Source organism: Paenibacillus sp. sgz302164, from assembly GCF_056120505.1.
This window is the reverse complement of record NZ_JBVYOL010000015.1, coordinates 218,319-243,780: the sequence shown is the minus strand read 5'-3', so window position 1 is coordinate 243,780 and position 25,462 is coordinate 218,319. Positions and strand designations below refer to the sequence as shown.

At 45.8% G+C, this 25,462-nt stretch carries 30 protein-coding genes and 1 pseudogene; 26 read left to right on the top strand and 5 right to left on the bottom strand.

Features of this window, described 5'->3' with window-relative positions; genetic code table 11:
* Positions 1–102 precede the first annotated feature (102 nt).
* A pseudogene (locus tag AC0LWT_RS24570) lies at positions 103–831 on the bottom strand (Y-family DNA polymerase); the annotation flags it as partial.
* Between the two features lie 6 nt (positions 832–837).
* The gene (locus tag AC0LWT_RS24565; RefSeq protein WP_474683909.1) at positions 838–1,122 is read right to left on the bottom strand and encodes a YhjD family protein; all 285 of its coding nucleotides are present in this window, start codon (positions 1,120–1,122) and stop codon (positions 838–840) included.
* 293 nt (positions 1,123–1,415) lie between these two features.
* On the opposite strand from AC0LWT_RS24565, the gene AC0LWT_RS24560 reads away from it, so the two are divergent.
* Entirely contained in the window at positions 1,416–1,898 is a 483-nt protein-coding gene (locus tag AC0LWT_RS24560; RefSeq protein WP_474683908.1) for a hypothetical protein, read from the top strand.
* Positions 1,899–1,935: 37 nt separating this feature from the next.
* On the opposite strand, the gene AC0LWT_RS24555 is transcribed toward AC0LWT_RS24560, so the two are convergent.
* On the bottom strand, positions 1,936–2,250 hold the full coding sequence (locus AC0LWT_RS24555) for a hypothetical protein (RefSeq protein WP_474683907.1): 315 nt from the start codon (positions 2,248–2,250) through the stop codon (positions 1,936–1,938).
* A gap of 294 nt (positions 2,251–2,544) precedes the next feature.
* Here AC0LWT_RS24555 and AC0LWT_RS24550 point away from each other — a divergent pair, with 294 nt between their 5' ends.
* The 6 genes from AC0LWT_RS24550 to AC0LWT_RS24525 all read left to right on the top strand — a co-directional run bounded on the left by AC0LWT_RS24550 (position 2,545) and on the right by AC0LWT_RS24525 (position 7,008).
* On the top strand, positions 2,545–2,889 hold the full coding sequence (locus tag AC0LWT_RS24550) for a hypothetical protein (protein WP_474683906.1): 345 nt from the start codon (positions 2,545–2,547) through the stop codon (positions 2,887–2,889).
* A gap of 667 nt (positions 2,890–3,556) precedes the next feature.
* Positions 3,557–3,958: a hypothetical protein gene (locus AC0LWT_RS24545; protein WP_474683905.1), complete on the top strand. Its 402-nt coding sequence runs from the start codon at positions 3,557–3,559 to the stop codon at positions 3,956–3,958.
* Between the two features lie 199 nt (positions 3,959–4,157).
* Positions 4,158–4,979 carry a hypothetical protein gene (locus AC0LWT_RS24540; protein ID WP_474683904.1) on the top strand — a complete coding sequence of 274 codons (822 nt, stop codon included), beginning with the start codon at positions 4,158–4,160 and terminating at the stop codon, positions 4,977–4,979.
* Entirely contained in the window at positions 4,976–5,542 is a 567-nt protein-coding gene (locus AC0LWT_RS24535) for a hypothetical protein (RefSeq protein ID WP_474683903.1), read from the top strand. Before AC0LWT_RS24540 ends, AC0LWT_RS24535 begins: the two co-directional genes overlap by 4 nt.
* Positions 5,543–5,593: 51 nt before the next feature.
* Positions 5,594–6,037, top strand: a complete 444-nt coding sequence (locus tag AC0LWT_RS24530) for a hypothetical protein (protein ID WP_474683902.1) — start codon at positions 5,594–5,596, stop codon at positions 6,035–6,037.
* 269 nt (positions 6,038–6,306) lie between these two features.
* Positions 6,307–7,008, top strand: coding sequence for a geobacillin-26 family protein (locus tag AC0LWT_RS24525; protein WP_474683901.1), 702 nt, complete (start codon positions 6,307–6,309; stop codon positions 7,006–7,008).
* Positions 7,009–7,694: 686 nt separating this feature from the next.
* Here the strand turns inward: AC0LWT_RS24525 and AC0LWT_RS24520 are convergent.
* Positions 7,695–9,077, bottom strand: coding sequence for a hypothetical protein (locus AC0LWT_RS24520; RefSeq protein ID WP_474683900.1), 1,383 nt, complete (start codon positions 9,075–9,077; stop codon positions 7,695–7,697).
* Entirely contained in the window at positions 9,070–9,297 is a 228-nt protein-coding gene (locus tag AC0LWT_RS24515; RefSeq protein WP_474683899.1) for a hypothetical protein, read from the bottom strand. The genes AC0LWT_RS24520 and AC0LWT_RS24515 overlap by 8 nt, the downstream gene beginning before the upstream one ends.
* Positions 9,298–9,593: 296 nt before the next feature.
* On the opposite strand from AC0LWT_RS24515, the gene AC0LWT_RS24510 reads away from it, so the two are divergent.
* From AC0LWT_RS24510 to AC0LWT_RS24420, 19 genes are all read left to right on the top strand, one after another.
* Entirely contained in the window at positions 9,594–9,962 is a 369-nt protein-coding gene (locus AC0LWT_RS24510) for a GNAT family N-acetyltransferase (protein WP_474683898.1), read from the top strand.
* A gap of 247 nt (positions 9,963–10,209) precedes the next feature.
* Complete coding sequence (locus tag AC0LWT_RS24505; protein WP_474683897.1) at positions 10,210–10,509, top strand: hypothetical protein; 300 nt, start codon at positions 10,210–10,212, stop codon at positions 10,507–10,509.
* A gap of 1,708 nt (positions 10,510–12,217) precedes the next feature.
* The gene (locus AC0LWT_RS24500) at positions 12,218–12,517 is read left to right on the top strand and encodes a hypothetical protein (RefSeq protein WP_474683896.1); all 300 of its coding nucleotides are present in this window, start codon (positions 12,218–12,220) and stop codon (positions 12,515–12,517) included.
* Between the two features lie 330 nt (positions 12,518–12,847).
* A complete protein-coding gene (locus AC0LWT_RS24495) occupies positions 12,848–14,236 on the top strand; it encodes a DNA cytosine methyltransferase (RefSeq protein WP_474683895.1) in 1,389 nt (462 codons plus the stop codon).
* Between the two features lie 17 nt (positions 14,237–14,253).
* The gene (locus AC0LWT_RS24490; protein ID WP_474683894.1) at positions 14,254–15,243 is read left to right on the top strand and encodes an LPD28 domain-containing protein; all 990 of its coding nucleotides are present in this window, start codon (positions 14,254–14,256) and stop codon (positions 15,241–15,243) included.
* On the top strand, positions 15,240–15,626 hold the full coding sequence (locus tag AC0LWT_RS24485; protein ID WP_474683893.1) for a hypothetical protein: 387 nt from the start codon (positions 15,240–15,242) through the stop codon (positions 15,624–15,626). Before AC0LWT_RS24490 ends, AC0LWT_RS24485 begins: the two co-directional genes overlap by 4 nt.
* Positions 15,627–15,735: 109 nt before the next feature.
* The gene (locus AC0LWT_RS24480; RefSeq protein ID WP_474683892.1) at positions 15,736–16,647 is read left to right on the top strand and encodes a DNA-methyltransferase; all 912 of its coding nucleotides are present in this window, start codon (positions 15,736–15,738) and stop codon (positions 16,645–16,647) included.
* Positions 16,648–16,726: 79 nt separating this feature from the next.
* Positions 16,727–18,181 carry a DNA cytosine methyltransferase gene (locus AC0LWT_RS24475; RefSeq protein WP_474683891.1) on the top strand — a complete coding sequence of 485 codons (1,455 nt, stop codon included), beginning with the start codon at positions 16,727–16,729 and terminating at the stop codon, positions 18,179–18,181.
* A gap of 77 nt (positions 18,182–18,258) precedes the next feature.
* Complete coding sequence (locus AC0LWT_RS24470) at positions 18,259–19,803, top strand: DNA cytosine methyltransferase (RefSeq protein WP_474683890.1); 1,545 nt, start codon at positions 18,259–18,261, stop codon at positions 19,801–19,803.
* 70 nt (positions 19,804–19,873) lie between these two features.
* A complete protein-coding gene (locus tag AC0LWT_RS24465; protein WP_474683889.1) occupies positions 19,874–21,853 on the top strand; it encodes a phosphoadenosine phosphosulfate reductase domain-containing protein in 1,980 nt (659 codons plus the stop codon).
* A gap of 324 nt (positions 21,854–22,177) precedes the next feature.
* Positions 22,178–22,900 carry a helix-turn-helix domain-containing protein gene (locus AC0LWT_RS24460; RefSeq protein WP_474683888.1) on the top strand — a complete coding sequence of 241 codons (723 nt, stop codon included), beginning with the start codon at positions 22,178–22,180 and terminating at the stop codon, positions 22,898–22,900.
* 302 nt (positions 22,901–23,202) lie between these two features.
* Positions 23,203–23,439: a hypothetical protein gene (locus AC0LWT_RS24455; RefSeq protein ID WP_474683887.1), complete on the top strand. Its 237-nt coding sequence runs from the start codon at positions 23,203–23,205 to the stop codon at positions 23,437–23,439.
* A gap of 28 nt (positions 23,440–23,467) precedes the next feature.
* Entirely contained in the window at positions 23,468–23,602 is a 135-nt protein-coding gene (locus AC0LWT_RS24450) for a hypothetical protein (protein WP_474683886.1), read from the top strand.
* Positions 23,603–23,855: 253 nt separating this feature from the next.
* Positions 23,856–24,095 (top strand): hypothetical protein, encoded by a 240-nt coding sequence (locus tag AC0LWT_RS24445; protein WP_474683885.1) that lies wholly within the window; start codon positions 23,856–23,858, stop codon positions 24,093–24,095.
* Positions 24,096–24,122: 27 nt separating this feature from the next.
* Positions 24,123–24,329 (top strand): hypothetical protein, encoded by a 207-nt coding sequence (locus tag AC0LWT_RS24440; RefSeq protein WP_474683884.1) that lies wholly within the window; start codon positions 24,123–24,125, stop codon positions 24,327–24,329.
* A gap of 182 nt (positions 24,330–24,511) precedes the next feature.
* Positions 24,512–24,694, top strand: coding sequence for a hypothetical protein (locus AC0LWT_RS24435; RefSeq protein WP_474683883.1), 183 nt, complete (start codon positions 24,512–24,514; stop codon positions 24,692–24,694).
* A gap of 196 nt (positions 24,695–24,890) precedes the next feature.
* A complete protein-coding gene (locus AC0LWT_RS24430) occupies positions 24,891–25,037 on the top strand; it encodes a hypothetical protein (protein WP_474683881.1) in 147 nt (48 codons plus the stop codon).
* 27 nt (positions 25,038–25,064) lie between these two features.
* Complete coding sequence (locus AC0LWT_RS24425; protein ID WP_474683880.1) at positions 25,065–25,253, top strand: hypothetical protein; 189 nt, start codon at positions 25,065–25,067, stop codon at positions 25,251–25,253.
* A 26-nt stretch (positions 25,254–25,279) separates the two neighbouring features.
* Positions 25,280–25,444: a hypothetical protein gene (locus tag AC0LWT_RS24420; protein WP_474683878.1), complete on the top strand. Its 165-nt coding sequence runs from the start codon at positions 25,280–25,282 to the stop codon at positions 25,442–25,444.
* Positions 25,445–25,462: the final 18 nt, after the last annotated feature.

Sequence of the window (25,462 nt, the reverse complement as noted above, 5' to 3'; positions counted from 1 at the left end):
CCCATTTTTATTTATGCACACTTACTATGCTTTTTAGAAATCCTATCTGCACGGCAGATTGCAGAGTATTTTTCATTATGCACATATATTTTTTTGTAGATATTCCAAGCCCCGGGCCGTTTGCCAATAATATTCCGCCTTTATGTCTGATTGACGTCCCATTCTGATACGCATGCGCCGTTTGAATTCCCCAAGATCTAGGCGCGCAATGTCGCCTATTGTGCTTAACCCCATTCTTTCAAAATGGGCTGTCATCCGGTTTGCGACCATGTACATTTTTGAGACATGTAACGGCCAGAGTACGGATTCGATCTGATCCACTGGCAGCTCGAAAATGCCACTTTCGCTCTTCTTTGAGAAATTATCACATGCCATTTTGCAAAGAATTTTGCTTGAAGAAATTCCTGCTCGTATCCAGACGCCACAAGAAAGCATAACTTTTGTTTGCATCTGACGTGCAATTTCCTCTGGGGTCCCAAAAAGCGACATTGAACCTGTCACGTCAACGAACTGCTCATCGATACTCCACGGTTCAACAAGGTCGGTGAAGGACTCATAAATTTCCGTGATGAGTGTAGAAACATCGATGTAGGTCTTCATTCTTGGTCGGACTATAGTAAGGTCTGGGCAAACAGCAAGAGCTTCAAAATTACGCATCGCAGTTGACACACCATAAGATTTTGCAATTGGACAAGCAGTTAATACAATGCCACTTTTGCGTGCGGGGTCGCCGATAGCAACCGGTTTGTTATAAAGCTCAGGGTGTGCCGCTTTTTCCACACTAGCATAAAAACTCTGACAGTCGACCAGAAAAATCGTTCGTTCAGGCATAGTCCCTCACCGCCTCCGCATGTTCATTAGCATTGTCATCAACTCTGCTTTGACTAGGCTTCTCAACATAGTGAAATGATGAATGTAGTCGCGCACTTTGTAATCGACGTGGATGCCTAAAGCGTTCGTGTTCGTACTGAGCACTTTCATGTCCCGTCTTTTCATCTTGCTTTTGATGTTTTGCAGTTCGGGGTAAATGGATTTTTCAACTTCCCGAAGATAAAAAATAAGATGATTGTACACGATCTTGTCTTTGTGTATTTTTAATTCGTCAATATCTCTCGCCAGCATACCGAGTAAACTCCTTGATGATTTGTATGTCATGTTCTGTCTCAATCGTGTTTGTACTCATCAATTCTCACCACCAAATACGAACGTTTGTTTGTATTTATTATATACCGGATATATATACCCTATTCAAGCTTTATTTTTTGGAAAATAAAGAAAATTTTTATATAATGTTCTTGTTATGTTCGCTTGTATTACACAGGCTTTAATTGTAAAATTAATACATCAACAGGAGATAAGCGAAAAAAACAAATTGAAGGTACACGGCCCACACCACAAAAAAAGTAGGTACTTAAATGAAGAATATTCAAGATGATGAACAGTTTTGGGCAGAAATTACTGACCGTCTCCGCCGCGGAGAAGCTATTGAAATGATCGGGGCCGCATCATTTGCGGAGCTGTTGGGAACTACTCAGCAGTCCGTCTCAGAAGCTGGCAATCGCGCTTTGAAACCAACGTATAGAGGTGACATGATCAGACCGAACGCTGTGTCGGAAGGCCGACTACTGTGGATCAAGGAGCTTGCGGAAAGACATGCTCATAAAAAAATGAATGAAAGGTTGATAAAAATGAAAGTATTCGATCAAGCCACAATCGAAGGTTATACCTTTGCGATCCTTCTAGATGAGGATAAAAAAATAGCATATGAAGCAATCCAGGACGGAAATGGTTGGGATACCGATATTTCGTATGGCTTCCTACCTGTTGATGCGTCTGACGTTTCGGCCGCGCTTGACTTCGATGGTGCTAGAAATCTTGGTTTTACCTTTGCAGGATGAGACAACGTCCTGTATCCCCTGCTTGCGGGGATAGCTGTTAAATATGAATAAACAGGAGTTCCCTCAGTATCTTTACAGAGCTGAGAGGTATCGTAAAGAACTGCTGGAAGGGGAGAGAACTTCTACGGACCAATGGCTGAAAGATGTGCTCCCCGCTGCTGTCCGGAGCCATCGCGAGAGGCTCCGCCGCGCGACGTTTGGCCTGCACCCCGTAACCCGCTAGCAGACTGACAAGCAAGGGATGATCCGGGCCGCTACGCTGCAGCTCTCGCTCCCGGTTCTCCCGGATGCGATTCGCGCTCGGACGGTGCGCCGGTGACGGCGGCGGCCGGACAGCTACGTTGCAGTTCACGCTCCTAATTCTCCTTTCAAACTCAAAAAAACGCTCGGTTCCAACAACCCCAGTCTACTACTATATTTTCTTATTACAGCCACGCGGCGGAGCATCCACTGATTCTCTGGACAGCAACGAGGCGCACTCCAATGCTTTCAAGTCATTCCTCCTGGGCAACAATGTGAACATTTTGTGACATCTATCGTTTTGAGATATAAAAATTGATTTTTGGTGCCTACCAAATTTGGTCATGAATTTTTTTGAGATATTACTAATAGGGTAAAGCCATTAAATTACCCCGGAGGTACGATCATGAAAAATTCAAAAGACCTATTGTTGACGTGGATTCAAGCCAATGTTCAAAATCCTACGTTCTCTAACTCACTTCGATTTGGCGCACTTATGGACATGAATGTGATTGAATGGTCGGCAAAATATGATGAACGGTTCGGTTGCTTTGATTTTTATGTGCTTACTGAGGATTATCTGCTTCACATTTCCTACATGGAGGACGGTGGGGAAGGAAAACCGGACTGGTTGTTAGACGCTACTCATATCAAGGATTTTGTAGAGCTATTAAAGGTATTCGATGTCGGACTTCATTCAAAATCATCACGGCCATTTCGTTTATCTTCTCTCTCCAATACTGTCCATTAATCTCGATCGTCATCCGTTTTTTTTCCTATTTCGTTCTATAGAAACAATCCGACAAAGGTACAAATCCCTGCAAATTGCAAGGTCGCTGCTTTCGCTTCCAGCTAACGAAACCAACGCAAAGATGAAATACGCAAATGAAGAATAGCTTCCGTTCATGGTGGACTTTGTTTCCCAGCAGCTCTCCATGCACAATTACATCACCTGGGCCTCTAACATAGGGGCCACCATCCGAAAAGGCCCTGAGAGATCATGCGGGCGGATTTCCAAGTGCCCTAATTAGGGGCGTGGAAGTCTATTTGATTCGAAAGGTAGAAGAGAGGAGTAAAGCATGACCGATATTCTAGCATTATTTGCTGGACGCGAACTGACAAAAGCCGAAAAAGCCTCTCACGAACAAATGGACCGATCAAGATGGAAACAATCCTCTTTTTGATCGAGAGAAGATAAATTCCTATGCGAAGACGAGGCAACTCGACAACAAAAAAATTATAAGGAAGGAACCTCCCACTCCTGAAGAAATTCTTTAAACGATGGGGGAATTAAATGAATATTTGGAAATTTAATGGATATGTTTATATTATGTTCCCATTTTGTTCTCTTAACAAAATTAATACTTTATGATATTTTAAATACATAAGGGAAAATTAACCAAACGGAGGTAAGGGGAATGACCAAAAGATTTTTTTCTGGTGAGTACGTAGGGAACGATGAAATCGCATATTTGGGATACTACACAGTCGAATGTAATGAATTTGGAGAACCCGAAGCAGTCACGTTGTTTACTGTTACAGAGGGGGAAGAAGCTGGGGATAGATTTGATCCTACTGGCACGACATTGGAAGACATGAAGTCTTTCAAAGAACTTAAATACGAACCATCAACGGGAAGTTCCAATGTCCTCATAATCAAGGAAAACTTGCTTCCTTTTTACAACGAAGGTTCAGGTACACTGGACACGGATCAGCTAGGATTTCCAGAAGAGGTATTGTCCCGAATCGTCGAATTTGGCGAGTGCATATTAGAATTCATTGATGAAGAAGAGGCTCATTTTATTCGCACGGGAAAGTAAAATCGCCCGCCGATCTAATCAATAGTACTGAACTAGCAGCGATGCGCGGAGTATCCCGGGTACGGGTTTCTCAATCCGCGCATGCTGCTTTGAAGGCACAGCAGGCAGGGAAAAAGTATCGAGGAAATATCCCACCTGCTGATATTTGGATCAGCGGGCGTCCATATTGGTATCGTTCGTCTATTCGGGGGTGAACAGTTTGGATGATACTCCAGCAAAACTGAAGGCCCAAAAATCTTTAGCGGAATTAGTCTCATTCGCGTTGAGATTGGGTTATTGGCCCAGTTCAAAGGAATGGAATGAATACGCGAAAGGTAAGGACTTGCACAGTTCCTCCTCTATCTACTTTCATACGAAGAAGAGTTGGCTCACTCTGCAAGAAGAATTTAAGGTCAAAGATCACACAAAAAAGTTCACGCTGGAGGAATGCATAGAGGCGATGCGATTGGCTGTTATTGATCTCGGTAAATACTTCACCAGAAAAGAATACGAGAAGTGGCAGTTATCAAAGCCTAATATGCCATCTTCCAGTGTCATCACGAAGAGGTGTCGCGGATTTAACCGCGCCAAAGAATTGATAGATTTGTTGCCAAATATGACCTGGGGTAAAACGTTTTCGGATGAAGAAATAGATACAGCATTAGAAGAGGCAAAGAAAGCACTTGGCCCCCTATTCAGCGAAGCTGAGTATATGGATTGGAGAGATGATCGAGATAATCTACCGCATATAGAAACGCTGAGAAAGCGCTATGGCGGGCTTGTGAAAGCTAAGAAAAACAAAGAAATGCCGACATTTGAAAAGGGGCCTAATTTCAAGTACAACGATGGACGCTGGAAGGCGCCGTTCATGGAGTTTTTAGCAACTTCATTGAACATTGAGAAATACAAAGAATGGTCGCAGGAATTTGACGGACCATCCTTAAAAACTTTACGTGATCATGCCGGCGGCTACGAAAAAGCATTGACTTCTATGCTCACTGAGTATATTGGTAAAATAAAGGCAGGAAGGAGAAAAAAATGAAAAATACGTTCTTATCTGAATACTCAAAATTTGTTGCGTCTTCAAGCTTTACCATAGGTCAAGAGTTATTTTATGAGTTTGATAAATTTATAGATTTCTTTAATATTCTACAGGAAAACAATATATGGTTATCTACATTTCATCAGGAGGACTTAGATTGGGTGACTCGTTTTTATCAGATCAGATCCCTAATTGCCACAGGGACAGTTGAAGACTTGGAAGAGGCGGAAGAGTACAAAGAAGATATCCGAGGAAGGGAGCTTCTTATTGTTATAGGCTCCTCAGAGGAAAAAGATGGGGAAAATCTCAATGAGACGACCTCAATGAACATAGCACTAGCTAAATTTAGGTTGGATTTTCAACATGTGCATTTTGAAATTATTCAGTATGATGGTCAAGAAAATCATCACGTCTGGGGCGGGGACGGGTATAATTGCACATACTATAAGGTTGGCAATTATATCTTACAAGATTTGAATCCAGTAGATCTCTATACAGGATTCATTTCAAAAGAAGTTTGGGCTGGGGATCATGAAAAAATCATATTTAGTTTTGTGAAATAGTTTAGCGCATAAGTCCTCACCAAAAAGGGAGGCAGCGTGCAGGAGAAAAAGATGAACATTGAAAAACTCGTCAGAAATTTGACCGAGCAAATCGCTCGGAAGCCGAGATACCTTGCACAGTATGAATGGTACGGTCAATTGAAGGAAGATGTCGAATTGACGGACCAACTGAATTCATTCATAAATGGGCAGGCTGGTACAGCCCAAGAACTTGTGGACAGAATCAAAGCCTTCGGTTATGAAAATGAGAAGAAGCAACGTCGGTATATTGGCGACGAAACTTGGATGTATAGTCTAAAGGCACTATACATCCAAAACAACGACTTCAATTATCGGTTATTTGAACAAGATAATGATGATTATAAGATCGAATGGTTACTAGACTTTCCAAGTATAAAGTCATATCTGGGAAGCTTCATTATAACGAACATCCGATCCGGGGCGCGATTTGTAAAAATGGGCGTGAAAAACTATAGCCCTGTTTTAAACGAATGAACCGGGTAAATGGATTACTAAAAAAAGTACTAAAGACATAACGAAAAACTCCCCCGCCAGCCATAAGAGGCCAGCGGGGGCTTTTGATGTTTATACTGCTAAATCGGTTTCCGTACTGAAAACCAATTACGTAGCACAATACGACCAAACATTACACGCTTTTCCCAAAGGCATAATTTATTTCCCAATTATTATGAATTTATACCTATTTACAGGAAATCTATGCGATCGTACAATGTATACCGTTATATTTAGGAGGAGATTTTATCATGATATTACTTAACAGATTGAAAGGTGTTGTTATTACGGTTTTATGTTTTACTCTGATTTTGATGGGCATTCCCAGCACAACCTCAGCGAATTCTGACATACAGGTTGAGGGCAAGAGCTACAAAGTCGAAGTGCTAAAGGATAATGCAAAAGAAAGAAAAGTTCGTGTATCCTCCGGGAAAGATATTACCATTACAACGCTGGACAAACAAACGAACGTTCTTACTGTAAACGCGAATGGTAAACAAGAAGTAATTTCTGCACAACCGCAAGCTGCAACTCAGTACATAAAACCTAATACTGCCCTTGCTTCGGTATACTCCGAATCTGTTTTTGATGGTTTGGGCTATGGCTATCAACAGGAGCAGTATTCTTCGGGAAGCATTTATTGGAGCCTCTATATTCGCGGAGAAAGTGGAAAAAGTCTGTACGAAAACTCTTCGAACGCCGATAAATTGGATAAATTCAGATCCACGATCTCATCCATGAAAAGCAAAACAGTAGAAATCGGCGGTGTACTTGGTGCTGGCACAATGGCAACTATTGCTGCAGCACTTGCGGCCGCCCCTATATCAGCTGGAATTTCCACGATAATAGCAATTGTAACAGCTCTAGGGGCTACAATTTCAGCAGCGGTTCTTTTCTACCAGTGGTGGTCTTATTCTAAAGACGCCCAAAATTTGTATTACAGAATTTCTTAAAGTGGAAATAACATCATGGTGACTGTTCTAATCGTCTTGCTAATAATAGCTTTCCTGATCAACATGTGGTTGTTTCGATTTGTTTACGCAAAAAGCAAAAATGAACATAAAAAGCTTGTCTTGTTTGTGGCAATATTTGTATTACTAACATACGTGACTTATTTTTACTTCATCTTTGAAAAATAGATGCCATAGACGAAAAATCCCCGCCAGCTAACAGACCGGCGGGGTATTTTGATGTGCTCAGGAAAATTTTCTTGAGCTAACCTCCTGGCGTTGCTGACGATCGATCCGGACGCGGCGGCCGCCGATCGATCCGGACGGCAGCGGTGAGCACTATGTATACTTGCCGAATCATTACATCCGGGATCGGCGGGGCCACGGTGTACATTTGGCGGTGAACCGTTGGGCGGCGGCATCCGAGAGCTCCAGAGGGAGCAAGCGGGATGCTTCCGTATCATTCCGTCCTAAGAACGTCGCGCGGCAGAGCCTCCCGCGACGGCTCCGGACAGCAGCGGGGCGCGCGTTGTTCAGCCATTGGTCCGTTGCCGAGTCGAGCATAGCGCCTGGTATAAGTCTGGGGTGAGCAGAATGATCAGATGTGTAATGATGTGAACGGCGACGAGGTTCCGAGTCTCGATGTTCTGAGAAGCCCCTACTTTCAGGCATGGGGAGTCGCGGCACATTTACAAATTCCCCGCAATACTCCTAAGAATAATATCTAAGTTGATCGCTTTTGGGAAAAATATCGGTTTCTCATGACTAATTGCGTATGCTTTGGACTCCCACATAGCCTCATGTGAACTATGTTCTGTTAGAAAAGCAATTATGTCAGAATTCCGCAGAAGAGCATAAAAGTCAGGATCAAGGGTCCAACCTGGGTGTGTGATGAACTTGCATGGATACTCGCGACGGGCTTGTTCTGACCTTTCCCCGCCTATAACCCCAACGGTCATTCCTTGCAACTTAGTCATACCGTCAATACCGTCGGTTTCCTCCTCCGCTGCTTGTCCGCCTATAATTTCTTCCAAAAGAGCAGGTTCAGTCGCGGCGGCAGGCTGTAGTTCTTTAATTATGTGGTTTCGTTCCTTCAACTCGCTCATGAGCTCTCCGATAAAACTCTTCAGTTCCCGGATTTTTCTCTGATCGTCTGGATTCCTTTGAATTGCCGCAATCCGCTCTTCCTTCATTTTATTGATTTCCGTATAAGCATTGTGTAACTTCTTTTGATGCTCTGCGACTTCGTGTTTTAGGGCTTCGTTTTTGTGATGGAATTCTGTTGCCCTCCTAGTAGCCTTACTCAAATCGTCTGAAATCTGTGATATGCGCTGAAAAAGAAAAAGATTGTCTCCCTTTTCCTTTTTGAACAATTGACCGATCATTCGTGTTCGAAAAGGTTCCATTGCTTCCCCCAGAGGAAAATTCATGACAATGAACCGAATGCGCTGCAGGCCGTAATGCTTTGCATCCGTATCTATTACCCATCCCATCGGTCCGATATTCAAAAAGAGTTCATATACAAGGTAGTGATTAGCCTTTCTCCAAAATACTCGCTTAGTTTCATTCGATTTGAACCTGTTTACTACATCCCTGCGGCCTGACTGGACGGTGCGGATAGGCTCCTGTATTTCCATTTCAATATAGGCAGCTTCTATCTCTTCTTTGTTCAATTCATTGACAACATCGCGCCAATTCTCAAGAGCGAAAACACTAAATGCTTCCCAAAACTCTTCCTCACGCTCTGAAAAAATTTCGTATCTCCGATCTTGAACTTCACGTATTTCTTTGTATTCCTCCTCATTCAGTTCTGTTCCGAATGGAATTTCTTGGTGAATAATTTCTTTGTTCCGAAGCATATCACGAGTAGAAAGACCTGTTGGAGAAAAAGACGAATTACAATTTCGACATATCAGAGGATGGATGTAATGATTCGTTTCATCAAGCCTTTTGTCAAGTTCAGGAAATAACAATTCTCCATAATCGTGCGTAACCTCTTCATTGAACCGATTACAAACAGGACATTTCCCGATCAAATAAACTTTGACATGGAGCTTGGTAGTGTCAAACATTCCCTTCACCTTCTTTTTGGGCGTAAATTCTATAACCGAGCTTATTGGCTGCACGTATGAAGTCCACCAGCCTAATATGTTCATGGGATACTGCCGAACGGAAAGTAGTATCTTTCATATTTATATCTCTAGCCACATGTGACATTTTGTCGACCCCAGCTTCAGCCATCATTATTTTTAGTATTCTTTGAATTTCATTTTCCTTCAATTGGATCATCATCGCCAACTCCTTTCTATACAAATAATACAGTACAATGGAGAATATGTGTATTATATTGTCGTAACGATAATTATATCGTTTACTAGATGATATAATTGTCGTAATATACAGATATGGAATTATCGGAAAATGACTACATTCGAATGCGCGCGGTGCGGTAAAATGATGCCGATGCTATACAAGAAAGATTTTCGGAAAGCCAAATGAATTGGATGCACCAATCGAATTTTGTCAGGTTTAGGTAAAAAGAAATTTCAGTAGTCGCGGCTAAATATAAACATTAAGGGAGCTTATGAATGGAGTCAAATTGGTATTCGTCATTGACCGTAGTTCTAGAAGAGATCTATCAAACCGAAATTGTTGTTAGACCCGGGTTTACGAATAGCGTAGGAATGACAACTTCGGAACTCGATCTATATTTGCGCATAATGCCAAAGATGTGGCTAACCATAGCTGTAATTGATGTAGGTGAGGAACGTCAAAGAAAAGGCATAGGTACAGTGATTTTAGAATGGTGTAAAGAGTACTGTAAAAATAACGGAATACCACTTATCAAAATTGAATCTGCCAATACCTTGGAGATAAGATCCTTTTGTAAAAAGCATGAATTTCGATTGGTTCATCCAGAAGAACGTTTGTGCTTTGATTGGATTCTTTCGGTGTAATTCAGATATCGGGTGATTTCGGAGATCCGCGCAATGCCGGCGCACATGCTCTAGCAGAGATCCGCTGTATCACTGCAGCTACTGGGGCTGATTGATAGATGTGGCTGCATCTCTAGAAGTGAAATACGCGAGTTTACACGTAAGTTTACAACACCAGCCAAAAGCCTGCGGCGAAGCAAATCAAAAGGTACACGGACGGTTCTAACTGGTTAGGCATCAACAACTCAGAAAAGATGTGACTAATAATATGAATAAAGATAAAGAAGAATTGATCCTTGAGCTGCAGGGGTTATACCGTCAGATCATACATGTTTCGTCACAATTATGGGAAACCAATCAGATAACCAAAAACGGATCATGGGCCGTTATTTCCAAAAATGAGTCTTCACTGAGAATTCAAGAAATAGTTAATTCAGATTTCAAGAAAAAGATAGTGTTTTTCTCAGAATTGCGTGATTTGATTGAACATGCAAATAACATTTTGGATAGGGCAAATCTTCTTCTTGAAGAGGATCTTCAACAAATAAGTAAGGAAAAAATGCCATAAACAAACGAAATCGCCATCGAGAACCAAAGTATCGCGTGATGATTCCCATCTTGGCGCCAACTGCCGTCTAAGTTTTCTTCTCCATTTCGTATCAATCCATCTCTCAATCGGTCCCGATTTCCAAGGAAATGAAAAAATAGCATCCCGTGATAAAGATATCAGAGGAGCCTCATTGACCTTCAACTTAAATTGTTTGAAATGCGGATACTCACATCAAGGAGCGAAGCCAGATGTCTGGTGCGGATCTTGTTTCAAACGATGATCTGAAGCTTCTTGCGAGTTGAGGATGCACTCAAAATAGACAATCCGACCAGAGTTTGTGTTGCAGCAAGCACGCGGTCAGCGGTCTACGGTGCTACGGAACTCTGATTGCTGATTCCGACCATCACCCGAGCTTGCTTGATCAGTCCCGCAGGCAATGCTCGCATCGAAGCAAAATTCACCGCTGCCAGCAGCGCATGGATTGCCATAGAATTCCTCACTGAAAGAAATCACACAAACAAACGGACGCTTTAATAGGAGGGTCCGGAAGGGGGCTTCAGGGGATATGTGCGCGGTCCCGCGCGCAACGCATCCAGGTAAATGGGTGGTGGCGCATACACTGCAGCTGGCAGTTTTATTGGGTCAACTACCGTTGCCGGCGTACAATCGATCGCGACGCCCTTCCCGGAATCCGGCGATCCTCAGTGTCACGAGGTGGAGCCGCGGAGTTCCAACCAGCGGCCAGTGTCAGAAGAAAATAAACTATTAGACTGAAAAATAAAGTATTAGACCAAGAAAATATAGTTATAGACTGACCCGCCAGCTCCCAGCAGCTGCAGCCCGCACTCCTGCTTCTCTCTGGGCGATGCCCGCGGCGCGATCGACGAACGTCGGCGACGGCGGTCGGCTCCCAGCAACTGCAGAGTTGTAGACTGGTGGGCAAGCCAGGTGCTGCGGCTGGATGGCTGCGCTGCAGCTCCGCTCTTGATTCTTCACGGTTCGTTCCGCGGAGTCTACTTTATTTCTGACTTTCAGTATTCTTCGATCGAAGCATCACCATGAGTCGGTCTACAACTTATTTTTCAAAAGCAGTTGGTTTCCCGAATCCAAAAAAAGGAAGTAGTCAACAACTAACTCTGGCTATTTCTTTATTTTATTCTTACAATATGCGCTGCTGGCGAACTCCACTCGTCGGCGGTAGCCGATCGCTCCGGACGGCAGTGTGCAAGCGAGGGGCACTTGCCGAATCATACCGACCGGTACCGTGCGGGTCTGCGGTATTCGTACAGTTGGAGGCACCGTGCGCGGCGGATGCGGCCGTTCGTCCCAACGGTTGCGGGAAGCATGTGCGGAATGCTTGCAGAATCATTCCGATCGTTAAAGGCCGTGCTGGCGGGATACGTAAGCCGGAGGATTGGCGCCGCCACCACCACCGGTCGCTCCGGACGGAAACTGCGATCTCGCGGAATGCCTGCCGATTTATTCCGCCCGGGGATGATGTGCCGACGGTATACGTGTTGCTGGGAACCGGCGCGCGGCGGAGAATCCACCGCTTGCTCCCGAGGAAGCAAGCGAGATGCTTAAGAATTATTCCGCCGGGGACGGTAGGTAGGGCAGGGTACATATGAACTTCAGGTAAATCGGAGTCGGGTGGCGACTGCCACCTATTCTTCTGGACGGTGCTTGCCGAATCATTCCGTCAAAGAAGGCCGGGCCGGCTGGATACGTGTTGCAGGCCAACCGCCACGCGGCGGAGCTTCCCGCTCGTGTACCGGGAAAAATTATTTCCAACAGAGGAGGAAAGAAAATGTTTATTCAAATACAGTTTAAGAACACGATTTTTAATGACAATTATTTCGATGTGTTGCAAAAGTGGAACTGCCAAAAGGAGCATCAAGAGGGAGAATATTTTCATGCTATTATTCAAATAGACAGAATTGATGACCTATGGAAATTACAAGACCAATTAAAATTGAAGGTATCGTTGGGAAAAGACGAACATGAGACTAACGTTATTATTGTATAATTTACAATATTTGTTGTCCATTTGGATTATTGTTTGGCACCTGAAACTATGAATCTATCACCCCCCAAGCCTTCGTAACCCAAGACAAGCAAGGCTTATTTCAATTCCCGATTCTCTTCTAACCAGAGTTTTGATATACTGAACTCATTACGATTCAAGATTTTTTTCCTTGCCGTCCATCTTAGGATGATTCGTGCGGGGTAGGAGAAGCGCTGTTTAGCCGATAAAAATAGGTTCAAAAGAATGGAGACTATAAAAGGGATACGGTATTCGTATGCCTTTTTTTACGTCTCCATTTTTTTGTGTCCGAAAAGAGGAGGAAATAGACAGATGATCACCATGATCCGGAATGTGATGACGACGGAAGCCAAAGGCATGACCAGACTCTACTACGAACCGAGCGTGCTCGAGGCTGGAAATTTCGCACCAGGGGATGCCGTCGAGTTTCGTGTGGAGCAAGATGTTGTGGTGCTGCTGAAAAGCGAGCGTGGCGATGGCGTCATTTCTAAGCGGCAGCGCGCCGGTTGGAAGAATCCCCGTCCGTATTTCGACCGCAAAAATGCAGAGCTTAACCGAGTGCTCCATAAGCGGAAGCGGATCGATATTATCGTTCGTGACGGAAGAATCGAGGCGAGGACGTCGCAAAGTGTCTCCTTATGGGAAATCGGCCCCGGCTGTTTCCAAGGAGCTGAGCTGAAGCGCCTTCGCTGCTTTTCGATTCCATCCGGAGCGGGGATTGCGGATGCGTCGCTGCAGGAGACAGGGTTATTTGAGACCGTGGGCGGAATCGATTACTGGAATGCGGCTTGTGATACCTTTCGTTTGAATCACGGCCACTCTGCAGTAACGCTGATGTCGGACATTCGGCACATCCACAGCGACTTTATTCCGCAGGCGGACGTCGCTTGGCTCTCTTGCGAATGTGACGAATACTCAACGTTAGGAATGGCTTACGGTGGCACGGTGAGCGGCTTATCCCCTCATTATGCCAGGCTCGTGGCCCATTCAGGCGCCCGTGCTTGCATCATCGAGCAGGTTCCCGGCTTCTTTTCGTCGCGAACGTATCGGCAGATGCAGGGTCTTCTTCAAGCTGCGGGCTTCCGTTCGTTTTACGAGACCGTCATCGATGCCCATTCGTTCGGATCCGTACCGTCCCGGGTAAGAGGGTATGCGGTTGCATTCAAAGACGATATCGACTTTGCATGGCCGGCTGCCCCCAGTATCCCGGAACGCTTCCGGCCGACGGTGGGGAAGGTAATAGGTAGTGATTGGGAAGAGCGGGGGGCTTTTCTCCCCATTGAAGGGACGTACATGAGTAAGATTCTTGCTAAAGACGGGAAGACGAACAACTTTACCGCGGAGCACAACCATACGCTTGTTTCGCTGGACTCAACACGTATGGCGGCCATTCTGCAGTCTTACTCTCGCACCAATGCCACATCGTCGTATCTTCTGCATCCGGACGGCAAGCGCTGGCGCAAGTTCGTTTGGCAAGAGCTTGCCAGCTTCCTCCATATTCCGGAATGGTTTCAATTCCCGGAATGGATGTCGGAAAACCAAATCACGCAGCTCATCGGACAATCGGTCGATGCCAACGTGGTGAAGGCGATTGCGGTTGAGGTCGCTGTCTCTCTCATGAAGTTCGAGCTGGGGAAGAAGGTTCAGTCGGCCGTTTCATATCTGCAGGATAAAAAAGGGCAGTACGCCTTTTTATTCTAAGAAGAGGAGCAGCCGAGATGAACCGATATATTTTATTTGAATTCGAAGGGGTAACGTGTGTTGCGAAGAAGCAGCCCTTTGCCAAAGAAGAACAGCTCAATGGTTTCTATTATTATGACCTTGAGCATGTGGAGGAAGACGAGTATTTCCCTGCTTGGATCAAGAAGCGGGCCATTCTTTATTACTGGGGCAGCATAATGACCAGCAAGCCTCTTGAGGATGTGGAACGCAGCGGAAGCATGGATTTATTCGACTTGGATATAGGCGAGGATGGCGAAGAAATCTTTGTTCCCCATGAAAGCTTTGTCACGGATGTGCATTTTTACGACCTGAACTTCTACAATAAGGGCACGGCGAACTGCATTCTTGGCAAATCAACTGACTTTCATTCTATCCTTGCGGTTTGGGAGTGTGTCGATCCACACTTCTACGCTCCCGAGGAACTTCAGATGGATAGGGTTTGGGCGATGCCGAACAAAAACCCCTACATCTTGGGTCCCGTCAAGGATTTGCTCAAGGAAGAGCTCAAAGGTGGGTTTGTTATCGACCCCTTTGCAAATGAAAGCAGATGGGCACATTTAACGAATGATCTCAACCCAGAGATGGATACCAACTTCCACCTAGACGCCTACGATTTCCTGAAGCTTTTTCCGGATGAATCGGTCGATGTCGTTCTGTTCGATCCGCCCTATTCTCCACGTCAGGTCAAGGAAATGTATGAGTCTGTTGGAATGGATACCATGAGAGGGGAGAGGACCCGTTCATCGTATTGGTCCTTACTAAAAAAAGAGGTTGCCCGGGTTTTACGAGTAGGTGGAAAAGCTATTTCGTTTGGGTGGAACAGCATGGGTATGAACGACAAAAAACTGTTTCATATCAATCGCATCCGGCTCGTCCCACACGGCGGCGCGCGTAATGATACGATCGTTACAGTCTCCGTCAAAACGGCAAAGATGCAGACCAAACAAAGGCGAAAAAATAGATCAGCAGAGGAGCTGTCGGTGTGAAATTACACACTGCCACTGAAAATAAGAATGGATATCGATCGATATGGTGCAGGCTGGCCGAAAATGGTGGCTTCGTTTCGATGCGGACCTATTCGGCTAGCACGAGCGAGCGCTTGGTCCGAGAGCTCAACGAGATTGCAGAACCCGGGCGCCGGTACTTTGCTTTTCCGGAAGGGTTCAATGTAAGGGTGCTTCAATCCCATGACTTTTCTCTCGTTGTTCTTCAAGCGATTGAAGATCACCTGAAGCTTCCTGATGATACGAAGTATCTTCGCATCAAAGAGCAAGTCATCGAGCTTGCGCTGCGGGAGCACAGCATGTCCTCGGAAGCTATTGAGTTGATCGAAAAGGAAACCAGAAAATTCTTTGGTGGACGGCAATAAATAGAGCAACTGCAGACGTTTTGTTGGGTAGTTCGCTTTGACTTCCCTGCACGGAAGGACTTTATTCTTGTCCTTCCGGTGCAGAGGAGGACATTGGAGGATTATAAAGATGAAACAGGAGATTCTCGCGAACCGAATTGCTGACGTCTTGACGCGGAACGGTCGCCCGATGAATATCAAAGAAATTGCTCGCCATATACCGGACAAGCCAGAGACTACGATACGAGGGAGACTCTACGACGGCCTGATTAAGAGGTTCCAACGAGTTGCTCGTGGCGTTTATACGCTCATCGGTGAGAAAGCGATCGTCGTGGAAGGTGACGGCCGGGACTTATCGATATTCGATAATGAGAGTATCGACGCCATAGTCACTGACCATCCTTGGCAGGATGAACTATCCAATGCGGGGACGAATCGGCGCTTCGACAAGTCGTATAATGAAACCTCATTTCGGTATACAGTAGAAGATTTCAAGGAAAAGGCTCGCGTGCTGAAGCCCGGAGGTTTTCTCGTGGAAGTGCTGCCGGCAGAGAACGAGAATAACTTTAGATATTTGTACCAAGTCAAGGAGATGGCGATCGAAGCTGGATTTTCTTATTATAGCAAGGTTCCTTGGCGCAAAGGGGATTGCGTATTCAATACCGGCCGAAAATCCAAGAATACTGAAGATTTGATGTTTTTCGCGAAAGGGAAGCGGGCAAGGGCGCTTCGACCCGACCCGCAGCGTGGAGGTTTTATGAGTGGAACGGCGTTCATGCTGCCGACCGAGTTTAATTTTCAGCCAACGGCACCAAATAAACGGATCCATCAGGCTGAGAAGCCGGTTGAGCTTTATGAGGCCGTTCTGGAAGCCATCACGAAGCCTGGAGAGGTTGTCGTTGACCAATGCGCGGGAAGCGGTAATCTCGGTAAAGCTGCGATCAATCGCGGACGTTTCGCAGTCCTCTTTGAAATCTTAAAGGAAAACGTAGCTAAGATCGTTAAAAATCTGACGGACGAGAAAATTCCTGCCCTTTTCTAATCATCACTATACCCCTGCACGGGAGCGAACAAAAAATCGACTCCCGGTGCAGCGGGGTCAGTGGAGGTACTAAAAATTCATGCGAGAGGATTTTAACGAGCAGGTTTCGTTTATTCGGAATATCGGTACTTCGGTCAAAAACGGGAAAACATGGCTGTTCTTTGAAAGTCTCGTTTGTGAGGCAGCCGGACTTCAGCCCGGAGACCGAATCGAGATGACTGTTCTCACCGAAAAGAGGGCGCTAGTCTTTAAAAAATCGGATGCCGGTACCCATGTAGTGTCCCGCCGAAAGCGTGCAGGGCGATCAAAAGAGCGGCCGATTATGGATCGCTGCAACGAGGAAATCTCGGGAATCATCCGGCTGCGCAAACGAATTGACATCCTGGTTGCGGACGGCATCCTGATTGTCCGCGAAGAGCAGACGTTTGACTTCTGCGTCTTCGACAAGCCCGCTCTAAGGGGAAATGATCTCAAAAAGTTCAGGCTTCTAAGCCTACCCTCTGGAGCGGGATTCGCAACGAAGGCGCTCGAGTCCACCGGTTTTTTTGAGCCTGTCTTTGGCGGAGATATCCTTCCGGAAGCAGTCGAGACCTATACATACAATTTTGACGGGGCAGCTTACTGGGGCGACCTTCGCAGACTGTTCCCGGGCTATATTGACCCGGTGGATGCTGCGTGGCTCTCTCCGTCCTGCACGAACTATTCCATGCTGGTAGGGCAGGGGAGTGCCGGCGGATTTTTAGAGGGAATGGGACCGTTTTATGCAAACCTGGTCCTCGCCAGTCAAGCAAAAATCGTACTTATTGAAGAGGTTGTGCCGTACTTCGGGAGCCGAAGCTACGAACATTTACGTTCGCTGCTTCAGCATACGTACCCATATATCACAAGCAGGATGAACCTGAACGCGTATGACTTCGGGAGCCCAGCAGGCCGCAGTCGCGGATATGTTGTAATGTCTCAGTTCCCCTTGGATAACTTCAAGTGGCCAGAGCCTAAAATCCCGGATCACCGCCGGCCTACGATTGAACAAGTCATCGGCAAGGATTGGGAAAAGCGCGCTCCGTTTCGTGAAATACGCGGTACCGTGATGGAAGGGCTCCTGTACAAATCCGGTAACAACAACTTCAAAGCGGACAAAAACTATACACTGGTAAAGCCGACTGATACGCGGATGGCTGCCCTCGTTGCGTCGTATAGCAAAATTCAGGTGACGAGCTCTTATCTGCAGCATCCGGACGATCCGAATCTCTGGCGACCGTTTACGTCTTGGGAAGCCGGAAGAATTCTCGGCATCCCCGAGGACTTTGAATTTCCGGAAACCATATCCGAGACGAAACGGATGTACATGCTCGGTAACGGGATCGATAGCCGGGTGGTTAAAGCCCTCGGCATTGAGGCAGCATATCACATGATGATAACGCGCCTTAACGCCGGCATCGGGAGCCGACCCACTCCGGAACACGCTCTTTCTTATCCAGAGAGTTTGCTGACAGTAGAGGCAGACGGCCAGTATATATTCGACTTAGACGCATAATGTTCCCAACATCCCCTGCACGGGAGGGCTAATGATCAACCCTCCGGTGCAGCGGAGAGGTATGGGAGGAAATCGAGATGCTACATACGGATATTATAGATCAACAAAAACCGGAGATACCCGCTCCAAGCCTCAAAAATTCAATTTTGAAGCGGGCTTATAAGATCAAGGAACGCCTATACCTCGAAGCCAAGTATCTCGCTGAATATGGATTTGGCATCGGTCAGCCAATCACTTACCGCATCGATAACGAGGCCAAGTCCATAACAGTCTTTCCATCTGATGCCGGAGCCAAACGTCGCGTGGCCAAGACGACCCAAAAGTCAGGGAATACGGTACCTGTCATTGACATCAAAGTCGATGAAATTAAGTCCTTCTTTGTGAAGCATAACCAGGTCGAAGTAGAGATCCGCCGAGGGAAGATTATCTTTAGTGTTGATGAGAAGGAGAGCAGCGCGGAGAACGTCATTTCCTTGGAGGATGCGAAAACCGAAATAGAGTCCCGGCGAAAGCTTTTCTGCACCGTAGACATTGGTGAGATGGCCCAAGCGGCCAATATGAGCCCGAGCGGCCTATACGGTCTATTCCGCTGCTCACGAAGTGAGCTTGCTGCCTCGGAGGAGCACAAGGTCCCGCCGGCTTTTCGACGGAAACCCATTCGCGTTCTATCCCTATTCTCGGGCTGCGGCTCATTTGACCTTGGCTTTCGTGACGAAGGCTATGACATTATCTTCGCGAACGATCGCTACGATCAACGCACGATGAAGGACAGCCATGTACGGACATACCGGCATAACCTGGGCGAGCATATTGTCATGAAGGACATTATGCATCTTACAGAGTCCGAGATTCCGGAAGCCGATATCGTGATCGCCGGAATCCCTTGTGTTCGGTTTAGCACGCTCAACACGATCGACAATATTCGGAACGATGAATCGGATACGTACAACCTCTTGGAGAAAACAATGTTGATCATCAAATGGTCGAAGGCCAAGGTCCTTCTGTTCGAGAACGTCAGGAATTTTTTGACTGTGAAAGGCGGCATGTTCTTAAACCGTATAAAGGAGTTTCTGCCCGGCTTTCACGTTGCGGCCAATACCATTGATGCAACAACGCTCGGATCGCCCCAGAAGCGGGTAAGGGCCTTCGTTTTGGGCCTGTTCGGGCGGTTTCCGAACCTATCGGTGATACCTGTTCAGAAAAAGACGACAGTGAGAGACGCTTTTGCCAACATTGAGGGAGTCCATCAGCAGGATATCGGCTTTCTACCAACGGCCAAGACGCTCGAGCGCATGTTGCACGTGCCACCCGGGGGCAATGTTAAGTCCGTCCCGCTTGAGCTGCGTGCTCCGAACAAAAAGTTCAGCAATTACTTGGCCCGTCTCCGGCTAGACGGCTTTGCGCCGACGATTACCCACGTTCACGACGAAGCATTTACGCATCCAATCGAACACCGTTATTTGACGGTCAGAGAGACAGCGCGCCTGTACAGTTTGCCAGACGACTTTTCATTCATCGGCAGCCTGACGGCGATCTTCGAAATGCTGAAAAATTGCGTCGATTACAAGGTTTCGCGGTTCCTTGCCAAATCCATCAAGCAGCAGTTATTGCCGCTTCTGTAAATCCTATATCCCCTGCACGGGAGGTAAATCAAACCCTCCGGTGCAGCGGGGGGTATGGGAGGAAATAAAGATGTTCGACATGGAGGAAGAACAGCATTATCGGTTTGAAGACGCGCCAAACAAAATCAGTCCCGCTCCGAATCTAAAAAAACAGACCAACGAGACGCGGACAGTATGGCGGCTGCTTCAGGAGTTCGGATTGGAGTTTTTTGGTGTCGTTAGGCAGTGGAGCGCTATCTTCGGCCGAGACGGGACATATATCGTTTTGCATCATTTTCTGAACGAGGACCCGATGGACGAGCTCTTCGGAAAGGATAGCACTTATGCCTATTCACAAATACCGATGGGTGGAGGGCTATTTGATTTCCTTAACGCTCTATCGACGAGTGGGTACTCCATAATGCTTCCGGAGCAGGCGTATCTCGATGCTTTGGAAGCGGAGCTGACCGGCGCTTATGACTGGCATATGGACTCACCATGCCATAAGCTGTTGTTTGTCGCAAAAAAGAGCTCAACCACGCTGACGGTGGAGGTTTTCGGGGATAACATACCGTTTCCCCCTTATGGGGTGAAAGAGGCCATGCCTTGGCCGTCGTTGCGGCGGGTAGAAGAACAGATCGAGCTTTTTCCGATCGATCCATACCTTACTACGCCGCCGGCTTTACCGGAGCTGCCTAAGGGCGAACCAATGGCAATCGCCGAGTGTGTTCCGCCTGAATTGGAGCAGGAAACGGACGAAGCCATCGCCCGGGCGTTCCGCGAAAATGATATCTGCGTCGTCCCGGTATCGGGCGGCAAAGATAGCTCCGTCGTCATGCAAAAAAGCATTCGCTTTAAGATGCTAAACCCGGAATCCCGTGGGAAGCTTGTCATCGTGTCGGCTGGTACCGGCGTCGATAATGTGCTCATGCAAGCGCATGTTCGGCGCCTGATGCAAGCCGTGGAAAGTCTCGGCATGGATATCCCTTTCCTGATCGTGGAGCCACGGGTTGAGGACAGCTACATGGTCACCGTGTTCGGGCGCGGGTATTCAACCCCGTCTGACCCTAACCACAAATGGTGTGTCAGCCGCCTGAAGACAGGCCCGGGAAGGCGAGCGCTCGAGGAACTGGTGTCCGAAGGGCAACAGATCTGCCAGCTTCTGGGCCTACGCCAATCTGAGAGCCAGCGAAGGGCGTCCATCATCGAGCGGCATTACGCAGAAGAGTTCTACGGCAGCCATATTGTGTCGGGGATTCGGACGGTCGCACCCATCCGCTGGTGGACCGCCACGGACGTCGTTACCTACCTCGTCCGAAACGATACGCCATGGGAAGGGTATGGGAATCACCACCTGATCAACCTCTACGGCTCAGCGATGGCCGGTGGAAGTACTGCTGAATGTCCTGTGGGAGCAGCAATCCTTAGCGAAAGTGATGTGCGAACCTGCACGGGTGGTGGCCGCGCGAGCCGCTTCGGCTGCTGGGCCTGTACAGTTATTTCCGAGGACAATTCGCTTCGGAATCTCTCCATCGGCGCCGACGGCACCGGTGGTGATTATCCCGAACTGGAGCCTTATTACCGGATGCGTTCTTTCCTGAAGGCGTCCCAGGATATCCGCTACGGCGGAATGACTGGCTTCAAACGCGATAATCATGGCCGCCCGCGGTTTGAGAACGGATTTGGCAATTTGGGCCTCGACATGAGGACTATACTTCTTCGGAAAATGTTCGAGCTTGGCATTTCCATGAAGGATAAGGAAGTAGACGAAATTTTTAAAGAAGTCACGAGGCGCGAGCTCACCGAAGGAATCGCTGTCACGAATCGTTTCCGAAATGCGCTGCGCGCATTCTATTCGGTAGATCCGCTCGTCATGGCGGGCAGGTTCGACCCGATTTTGAACCCGACGGGAATGATCGATCGCCGAACCGATGAGGATGCAGCATCCATCGATCGGGTGCTGGCGATGATTGATTCCGGCGAGATCGTTCCATATTGGGCAAATGAGACAACTACCGATCAAAGGGGGAAAGAGGCACATGGAGACCGTTACTGTGTATATGCGCCTTGAAGATTTTCTGAGCTACCAAAAATATGGACAGGGCCATGCCGTCTTGAACCGTTATGCGTATGTCGAACGGTTTCAATGCGAGCTGGTGCAACTGCAAGTGCCTCTGTCTTTTCTTAGTGGGGTTGAGGACGATCTATCCTGTGAAGTAATTCGGAGAACATAGAAGGCAAATGAACCGGAGCGGGTAGTCCCGCTCCTTTATTAATAAATCAAATATGTCATAAAAACCCCTTGTATATGGATTAATTTTGATATATATTTATTTTGTCGTAAATATCCCTATAATGATATTTTTTATTCCACTTATTTAAGGGGGACTACCGGTTGATTAAACTTTTTCCTGATCTACTTGAGGAGTATCGTAAAAGAAAAAACCTAACACTTGAAAAACTGGGGTTCCAAACCGGTTATTCATCGGGTTATCTTGGAAAAATCGAAAGAGGCGACATATACGATCCGTCGGAAAAAGTAGCCAGGACAATCGCAGAAAAATGTGACTTTTCTCTGTACAGTACCTTAGTTTCTTATCGAAAGCACAGAAATCCAGTAAAGTTAGGCATTGACGTCATTGAGGAAGGCGAACCGGTTTCTGAAGAAGTAATGTTGGAAGCTTTAAGATTGAGAAAATATAGAATCTCTGCATATGTTAATCCATTTAAGAAGAACTGGGTTCTGGAGGATGATGACTGGAAGATTAAGAACTTGTTAGACTTAAGTTCCGAAACGGGTATTACTGAGTCAAGACTAGAGGAAATTGTAAGGAGCAACGATTCCTACTACCCAACCGAAGTTCAAGAAGCCGTTATGGTATGCGCTGCAATGAATAAAAAATTTCAAGAAGTGTTCGCACTTACATGTCCCGATATCCATGATAAAAGCATCTATCATTTTGCAGTTGCAGTCGATGAATATGTTGAAATGGAAAAACCGAAGCTCTTAAGAAAGTTCGATATTGTCAGCGATCAACTCTCTGCGGATGAAATCAATTTTTTGCAGGAAATGTTAAAAACATATCGCAAGCTCAAACTAAGGCCGGACAGGGAATAATGCATGCATTACTAAGGTATCATCATGCATAACTCCGACCGTAAGGAGAGAGTCATGAACGCAATGATGAGCTAAAAAAGGCCCGCGAAGAGATCGACCATCTTAAAAATCTTTGCTTCGAGCATTTGCAAGAAATCGTAAATTTGAGAACTGAAAATCGACATTTAAAAGATCAACTGGAAAGCCTAAAGCCCGAGAATTATTTAAACGAAAAAGGCAAAAAGCTCTTAAAGATAGCAAAAGACATTATTAAGGATTTGGATACCTATTAATACGCTGAGTACCTGGGAGGTCGGTAAAATATGATCGATTCGGAATATTACAAAGGTGTATTGTACGGGCATACGAAAGAGCCAGTCGAAGGATTTTCTATGGATGGCGAACAGCGGATCGTACCGGCTAAAACAAAGTTCCGCCATGTCAGCGCCGGAACGGATCGCAAACTCGCGCGGGCCATGATCGAAGGCGTGGACTACTTTTTTAACTTCGAACTGGATCAAGTCCATTTTCGTGGCCAGAAAAGTCACAAGACAACATAATGAATAACTTTGAACATGGAGGTTGAGTATGAGCAAACAAGAGATTTTAGACCAAATTGGTGATTTGATAGAAGATCTGCTGGACGAAGTGACTAAAGACCAGGAGGATTATGTACGCGATCTCCGCCGCAAATTCCAAGAGGTTGAAGCGCTCGTTAAGTAATTCAATGAATAGCTTTGAACTTCGAGAGGGGCGAAAAATCTCTATGGAAATAGTTGCTGGTAATAAGTACAAACGCGGGGAATACGTAGTGTTAGTTGTTAACGTTTCGCCTACCATAGTCTCTTACAAAACAAAATCAAAAAGATCAAAGTCAGGTTGGTCTAAGCGCGTGTTACTTGATCTTAAAAAGGATTTCGAAGTCGAGTTTTGCCAAGTATCTGAGTGAATAGATTTGAACATTAGGAGGTTCGCCATGAGCGCGTTGAAGAAAGTTGTGACCGAATTATCCGATGAGGATTTAAGAGTGGCATATTTCGAAATAAAAGAGTTTAGATATGAAAGTGGCGTGTTAAAGGATGGAATTGTAAGACAAGCACATAGAATGTTTGAAAATCTGATTGGTTCTGACCAAAGTCTTGGTGTTACCCCGAAGATGCAATTTTATTTGAAATTGCGAAGCGGAATTATGAGAGAGATACAACATATTGAATAAAGTTGTCCGTGAGGAGGGGATTTATCCGTGTTAAAAGCAGGTGACAAAGTTTTCCTAAGCCGCGATATTTTGCGGGGGCTTGGAACTGTTATAGCAATATCGAAAACCGAGAAAACAGCTAAAATACAGTGGCCCAATCCTTACAATATCAAGAGTCTCGCTAAGCCAGCTTACTATAAAATCAAGAGCCTTCTTGATGAAAATGCTAGGGAACTAAGAGATACAACATTTTGAATAAGGTGAGAACACAATGAATGGTTATTTTGAAAATTGTTCGTGCTGCGGCAAGAAGTTGAGATATGACATGGTAGAAAATATAGATTATTTTGAGCATCAAGAAAAGGACGGAGAAAGGTATTTTCTTTGTTCCGATTGTGAAGTATCTGAATGAATAAAGTTGTCCGTGAGGTGAAGCTATGGAAAATGAGACTAATGTAAAGCTGACTAAGCGAGAAATCGAATACATTCGAGAAATATTAATGAATATTGATACTTGGGAAGGTGACGAAGAAGAGGTCTGTCGCACAGCTTCCCGAAAGATGGAAAATGCCTATAAACGAGCGGTATTTCCAAGAAAGCGAAGTCAAGTCATTCAATGAATAGGAAGTACCATAAATGGCTAATGAAATAATTAGAAATCGTCGTTTGTAAAAAATGCCCCAAATACGGAACATTAATCACCCCGGACTGTACAGTGGCTTATTTATTATGAAGGTGATTGGTGTCCGTGCGGATTCAATCATCCTAACAACGCAATAAAATGAATATCAAGTGTACAAGGGAGTGTGAATGAGAATGGATAAGCAACAGGACCGGGTAAATGTAATTTTGGGAATGATGCTCGATGCTGGTGTGATTGATGATCGGAATAGAGAACTGAGTAGGGACTTGTTGACGGTACTCTATCAGCGGGCTTATGAAGATGGTCAAGTAACAGTCTGAATAAATTGTCCGTGGGGGAACTGACGAATGAACCGAGGAGATAGGGTCATTTTCCTTGAAGATATTTTAAACTGGAACAATTCGAATCGCAGAGCTAAAAAAGGAGATACAGGAAAAATTGTTTTTGTGTATGGCAATACCGCAACTGTAAAAAGAGATGATATAAGAAAACCTTGCCATGATGTACCAGTAACTTGTCTTAAAGTCTTTCAATGAATATACAGCGTACTATGGAGGATGCTATGTCCGAACCAATTTGGAAGCAAGAGATTAACAAGATCAATGACTGTCCACAAAGACAAGATTCAACTACCGATCAGATGTTGGACCTGCATTATGTCGCTATTAAGCTGGGTTTTTACGATGCTGCTGATTACATCAAAAAAGTACTTATTGAGAAGCGTTAGGTAATTCGCTGAATACGC

Excerpts from the sequence above, each read along its gene's own strand:
- AC0LWT_RS24565 (WP_474683909.1), bottom strand. The coding sequence starts at position 1,122 with ATGCTGGCGAGAGATATTGACGAATTAAAAATACACAAAGACAAGATC.
- AC0LWT_RS24560 (WP_474683908.1), top strand. The coding sequence starts at position 1,416 with ATGAAGAATATTCAAGATGATGAACAGTTTTGGGCAGAAATTACTGAC.
- AC0LWT_RS24550 (WP_474683906.1), top strand. The coding sequence starts at position 2,545 with ATGAAAAATTCAAAAGACCTATTGTTGACGTGGATTCAAGCCAATGTT.
- AC0LWT_RS24545 (WP_474683905.1), top strand. The coding sequence starts at position 3,557 with ATGACCAAAAGATTTTTTTCTGGTGAGTACGTAGGGAACGATGAAATC.
- AC0LWT_RS24535 (WP_474683903.1), top strand. The coding sequence starts at position 4,976 with ATGAAAAATACGTTCTTATCTGAATACTCAAAATTTGTTGCGTCTTCA.
- AC0LWT_RS24530 (WP_474683902.1), top strand. The coding sequence starts at position 5,594 with ATGAACATTGAAAAACTCGTCAGAAATTTGACCGAGCAAATCGCTCGG.
- AC0LWT_RS24525 (WP_474683901.1), top strand. The coding sequence starts at position 6,307 with ATGATATTACTTAACAGATTGAAAGGTGTTGTTATTACGGTTTTATGT.
- AC0LWT_RS24520 (WP_474683900.1), bottom strand. The coding sequence starts at position 9,077 with ATGTTTGACACTACCAAGCTCCATGTCAAAGTTTATTTGATCGGGAAA.
- AC0LWT_RS24515 (WP_474683899.1), bottom strand. The coding sequence starts at position 9,297 with ATGATGATCCAATTGAAGGAAAATGAAATTCAAAGAATACTAAAAATA.
- AC0LWT_RS24510 (WP_474683898.1), top strand. The coding sequence starts at position 9,594 with ATGGAGTCAAATTGGTATTCGTCATTGACCGTAGTTCTAGAAGAGATC.
- AC0LWT_RS24505 (WP_474683897.1), top strand. The coding sequence starts at position 10,210 with ATGAATAAAGATAAAGAAGAATTGATCCTTGAGCTGCAGGGGTTATAC.
- AC0LWT_RS24495 (WP_474683895.1), top strand. The coding sequence starts at position 12,848 with ATGATCACCATGATCCGGAATGTGATGACGACGGAAGCCAAAGGCATG.
- AC0LWT_RS24490 (WP_474683894.1), top strand. The coding sequence starts at position 14,254 with ATGAACCGATATATTTTATTTGAATTCGAAGGGGTAACGTGTGTTGCG.
- AC0LWT_RS24480 (WP_474683892.1), top strand. The coding sequence starts at position 15,736 with ATGAAACAGGAGATTCTCGCGAACCGAATTGCTGACGTCTTGACGCGG.
- AC0LWT_RS24475 (WP_474683891.1), top strand. The coding sequence starts at position 16,727 with ATGCGAGAGGATTTTAACGAGCAGGTTTCGTTTATTCGGAATATCGGT.
- AC0LWT_RS24470 (WP_474683890.1), top strand. The coding sequence starts at position 18,259 with ATGCTACATACGGATATTATAGATCAACAAAAACCGGAGATACCCGCT.
- AC0LWT_RS24465 (WP_474683889.1), top strand. The coding sequence starts at position 19,874 with ATGTTCGACATGGAGGAAGAACAGCATTATCGGTTTGAAGACGCGCCA.
- AC0LWT_RS24455 (WP_474683887.1), top strand. The coding sequence starts at position 23,203 with ATGATCGATTCGGAATATTACAAAGGTGTATTGTACGGGCATACGAAA.
- AC0LWT_RS24450 (WP_474683886.1), top strand. The coding sequence starts at position 23,468 with ATGAGCAAACAAGAGATTTTAGACCAAATTGGTGATTTGATAGAAGAT.
- AC0LWT_RS24445 (WP_474683885.1), top strand. The coding sequence starts at position 23,856 with ATGAGCGCGTTGAAGAAAGTTGTGACCGAATTATCCGATGAGGATTTA.
- AC0LWT_RS24435 (WP_474683883.1), top strand. The coding sequence starts at position 24,512 with ATGGAAAATGAGACTAATGTAAAGCTGACTAAGCGAGAAATCGAATAC.
- AC0LWT_RS24430 (WP_474683881.1), top strand. The coding sequence starts at position 24,891 with ATGGATAAGCAACAGGACCGGGTAAATGTAATTTTGGGAATGATGCTC.
- AC0LWT_RS24425 (WP_474683880.1), top strand. The coding sequence starts at position 25,065 with ATGAACCGAGGAGATAGGGTCATTTTCCTTGAAGATATTTTAAACTGG.
- AC0LWT_RS24420 (WP_474683878.1), top strand. The coding sequence starts at position 25,280 with ATGTCCGAACCAATTTGGAAGCAAGAGATTAACAAGATCAATGACTGT.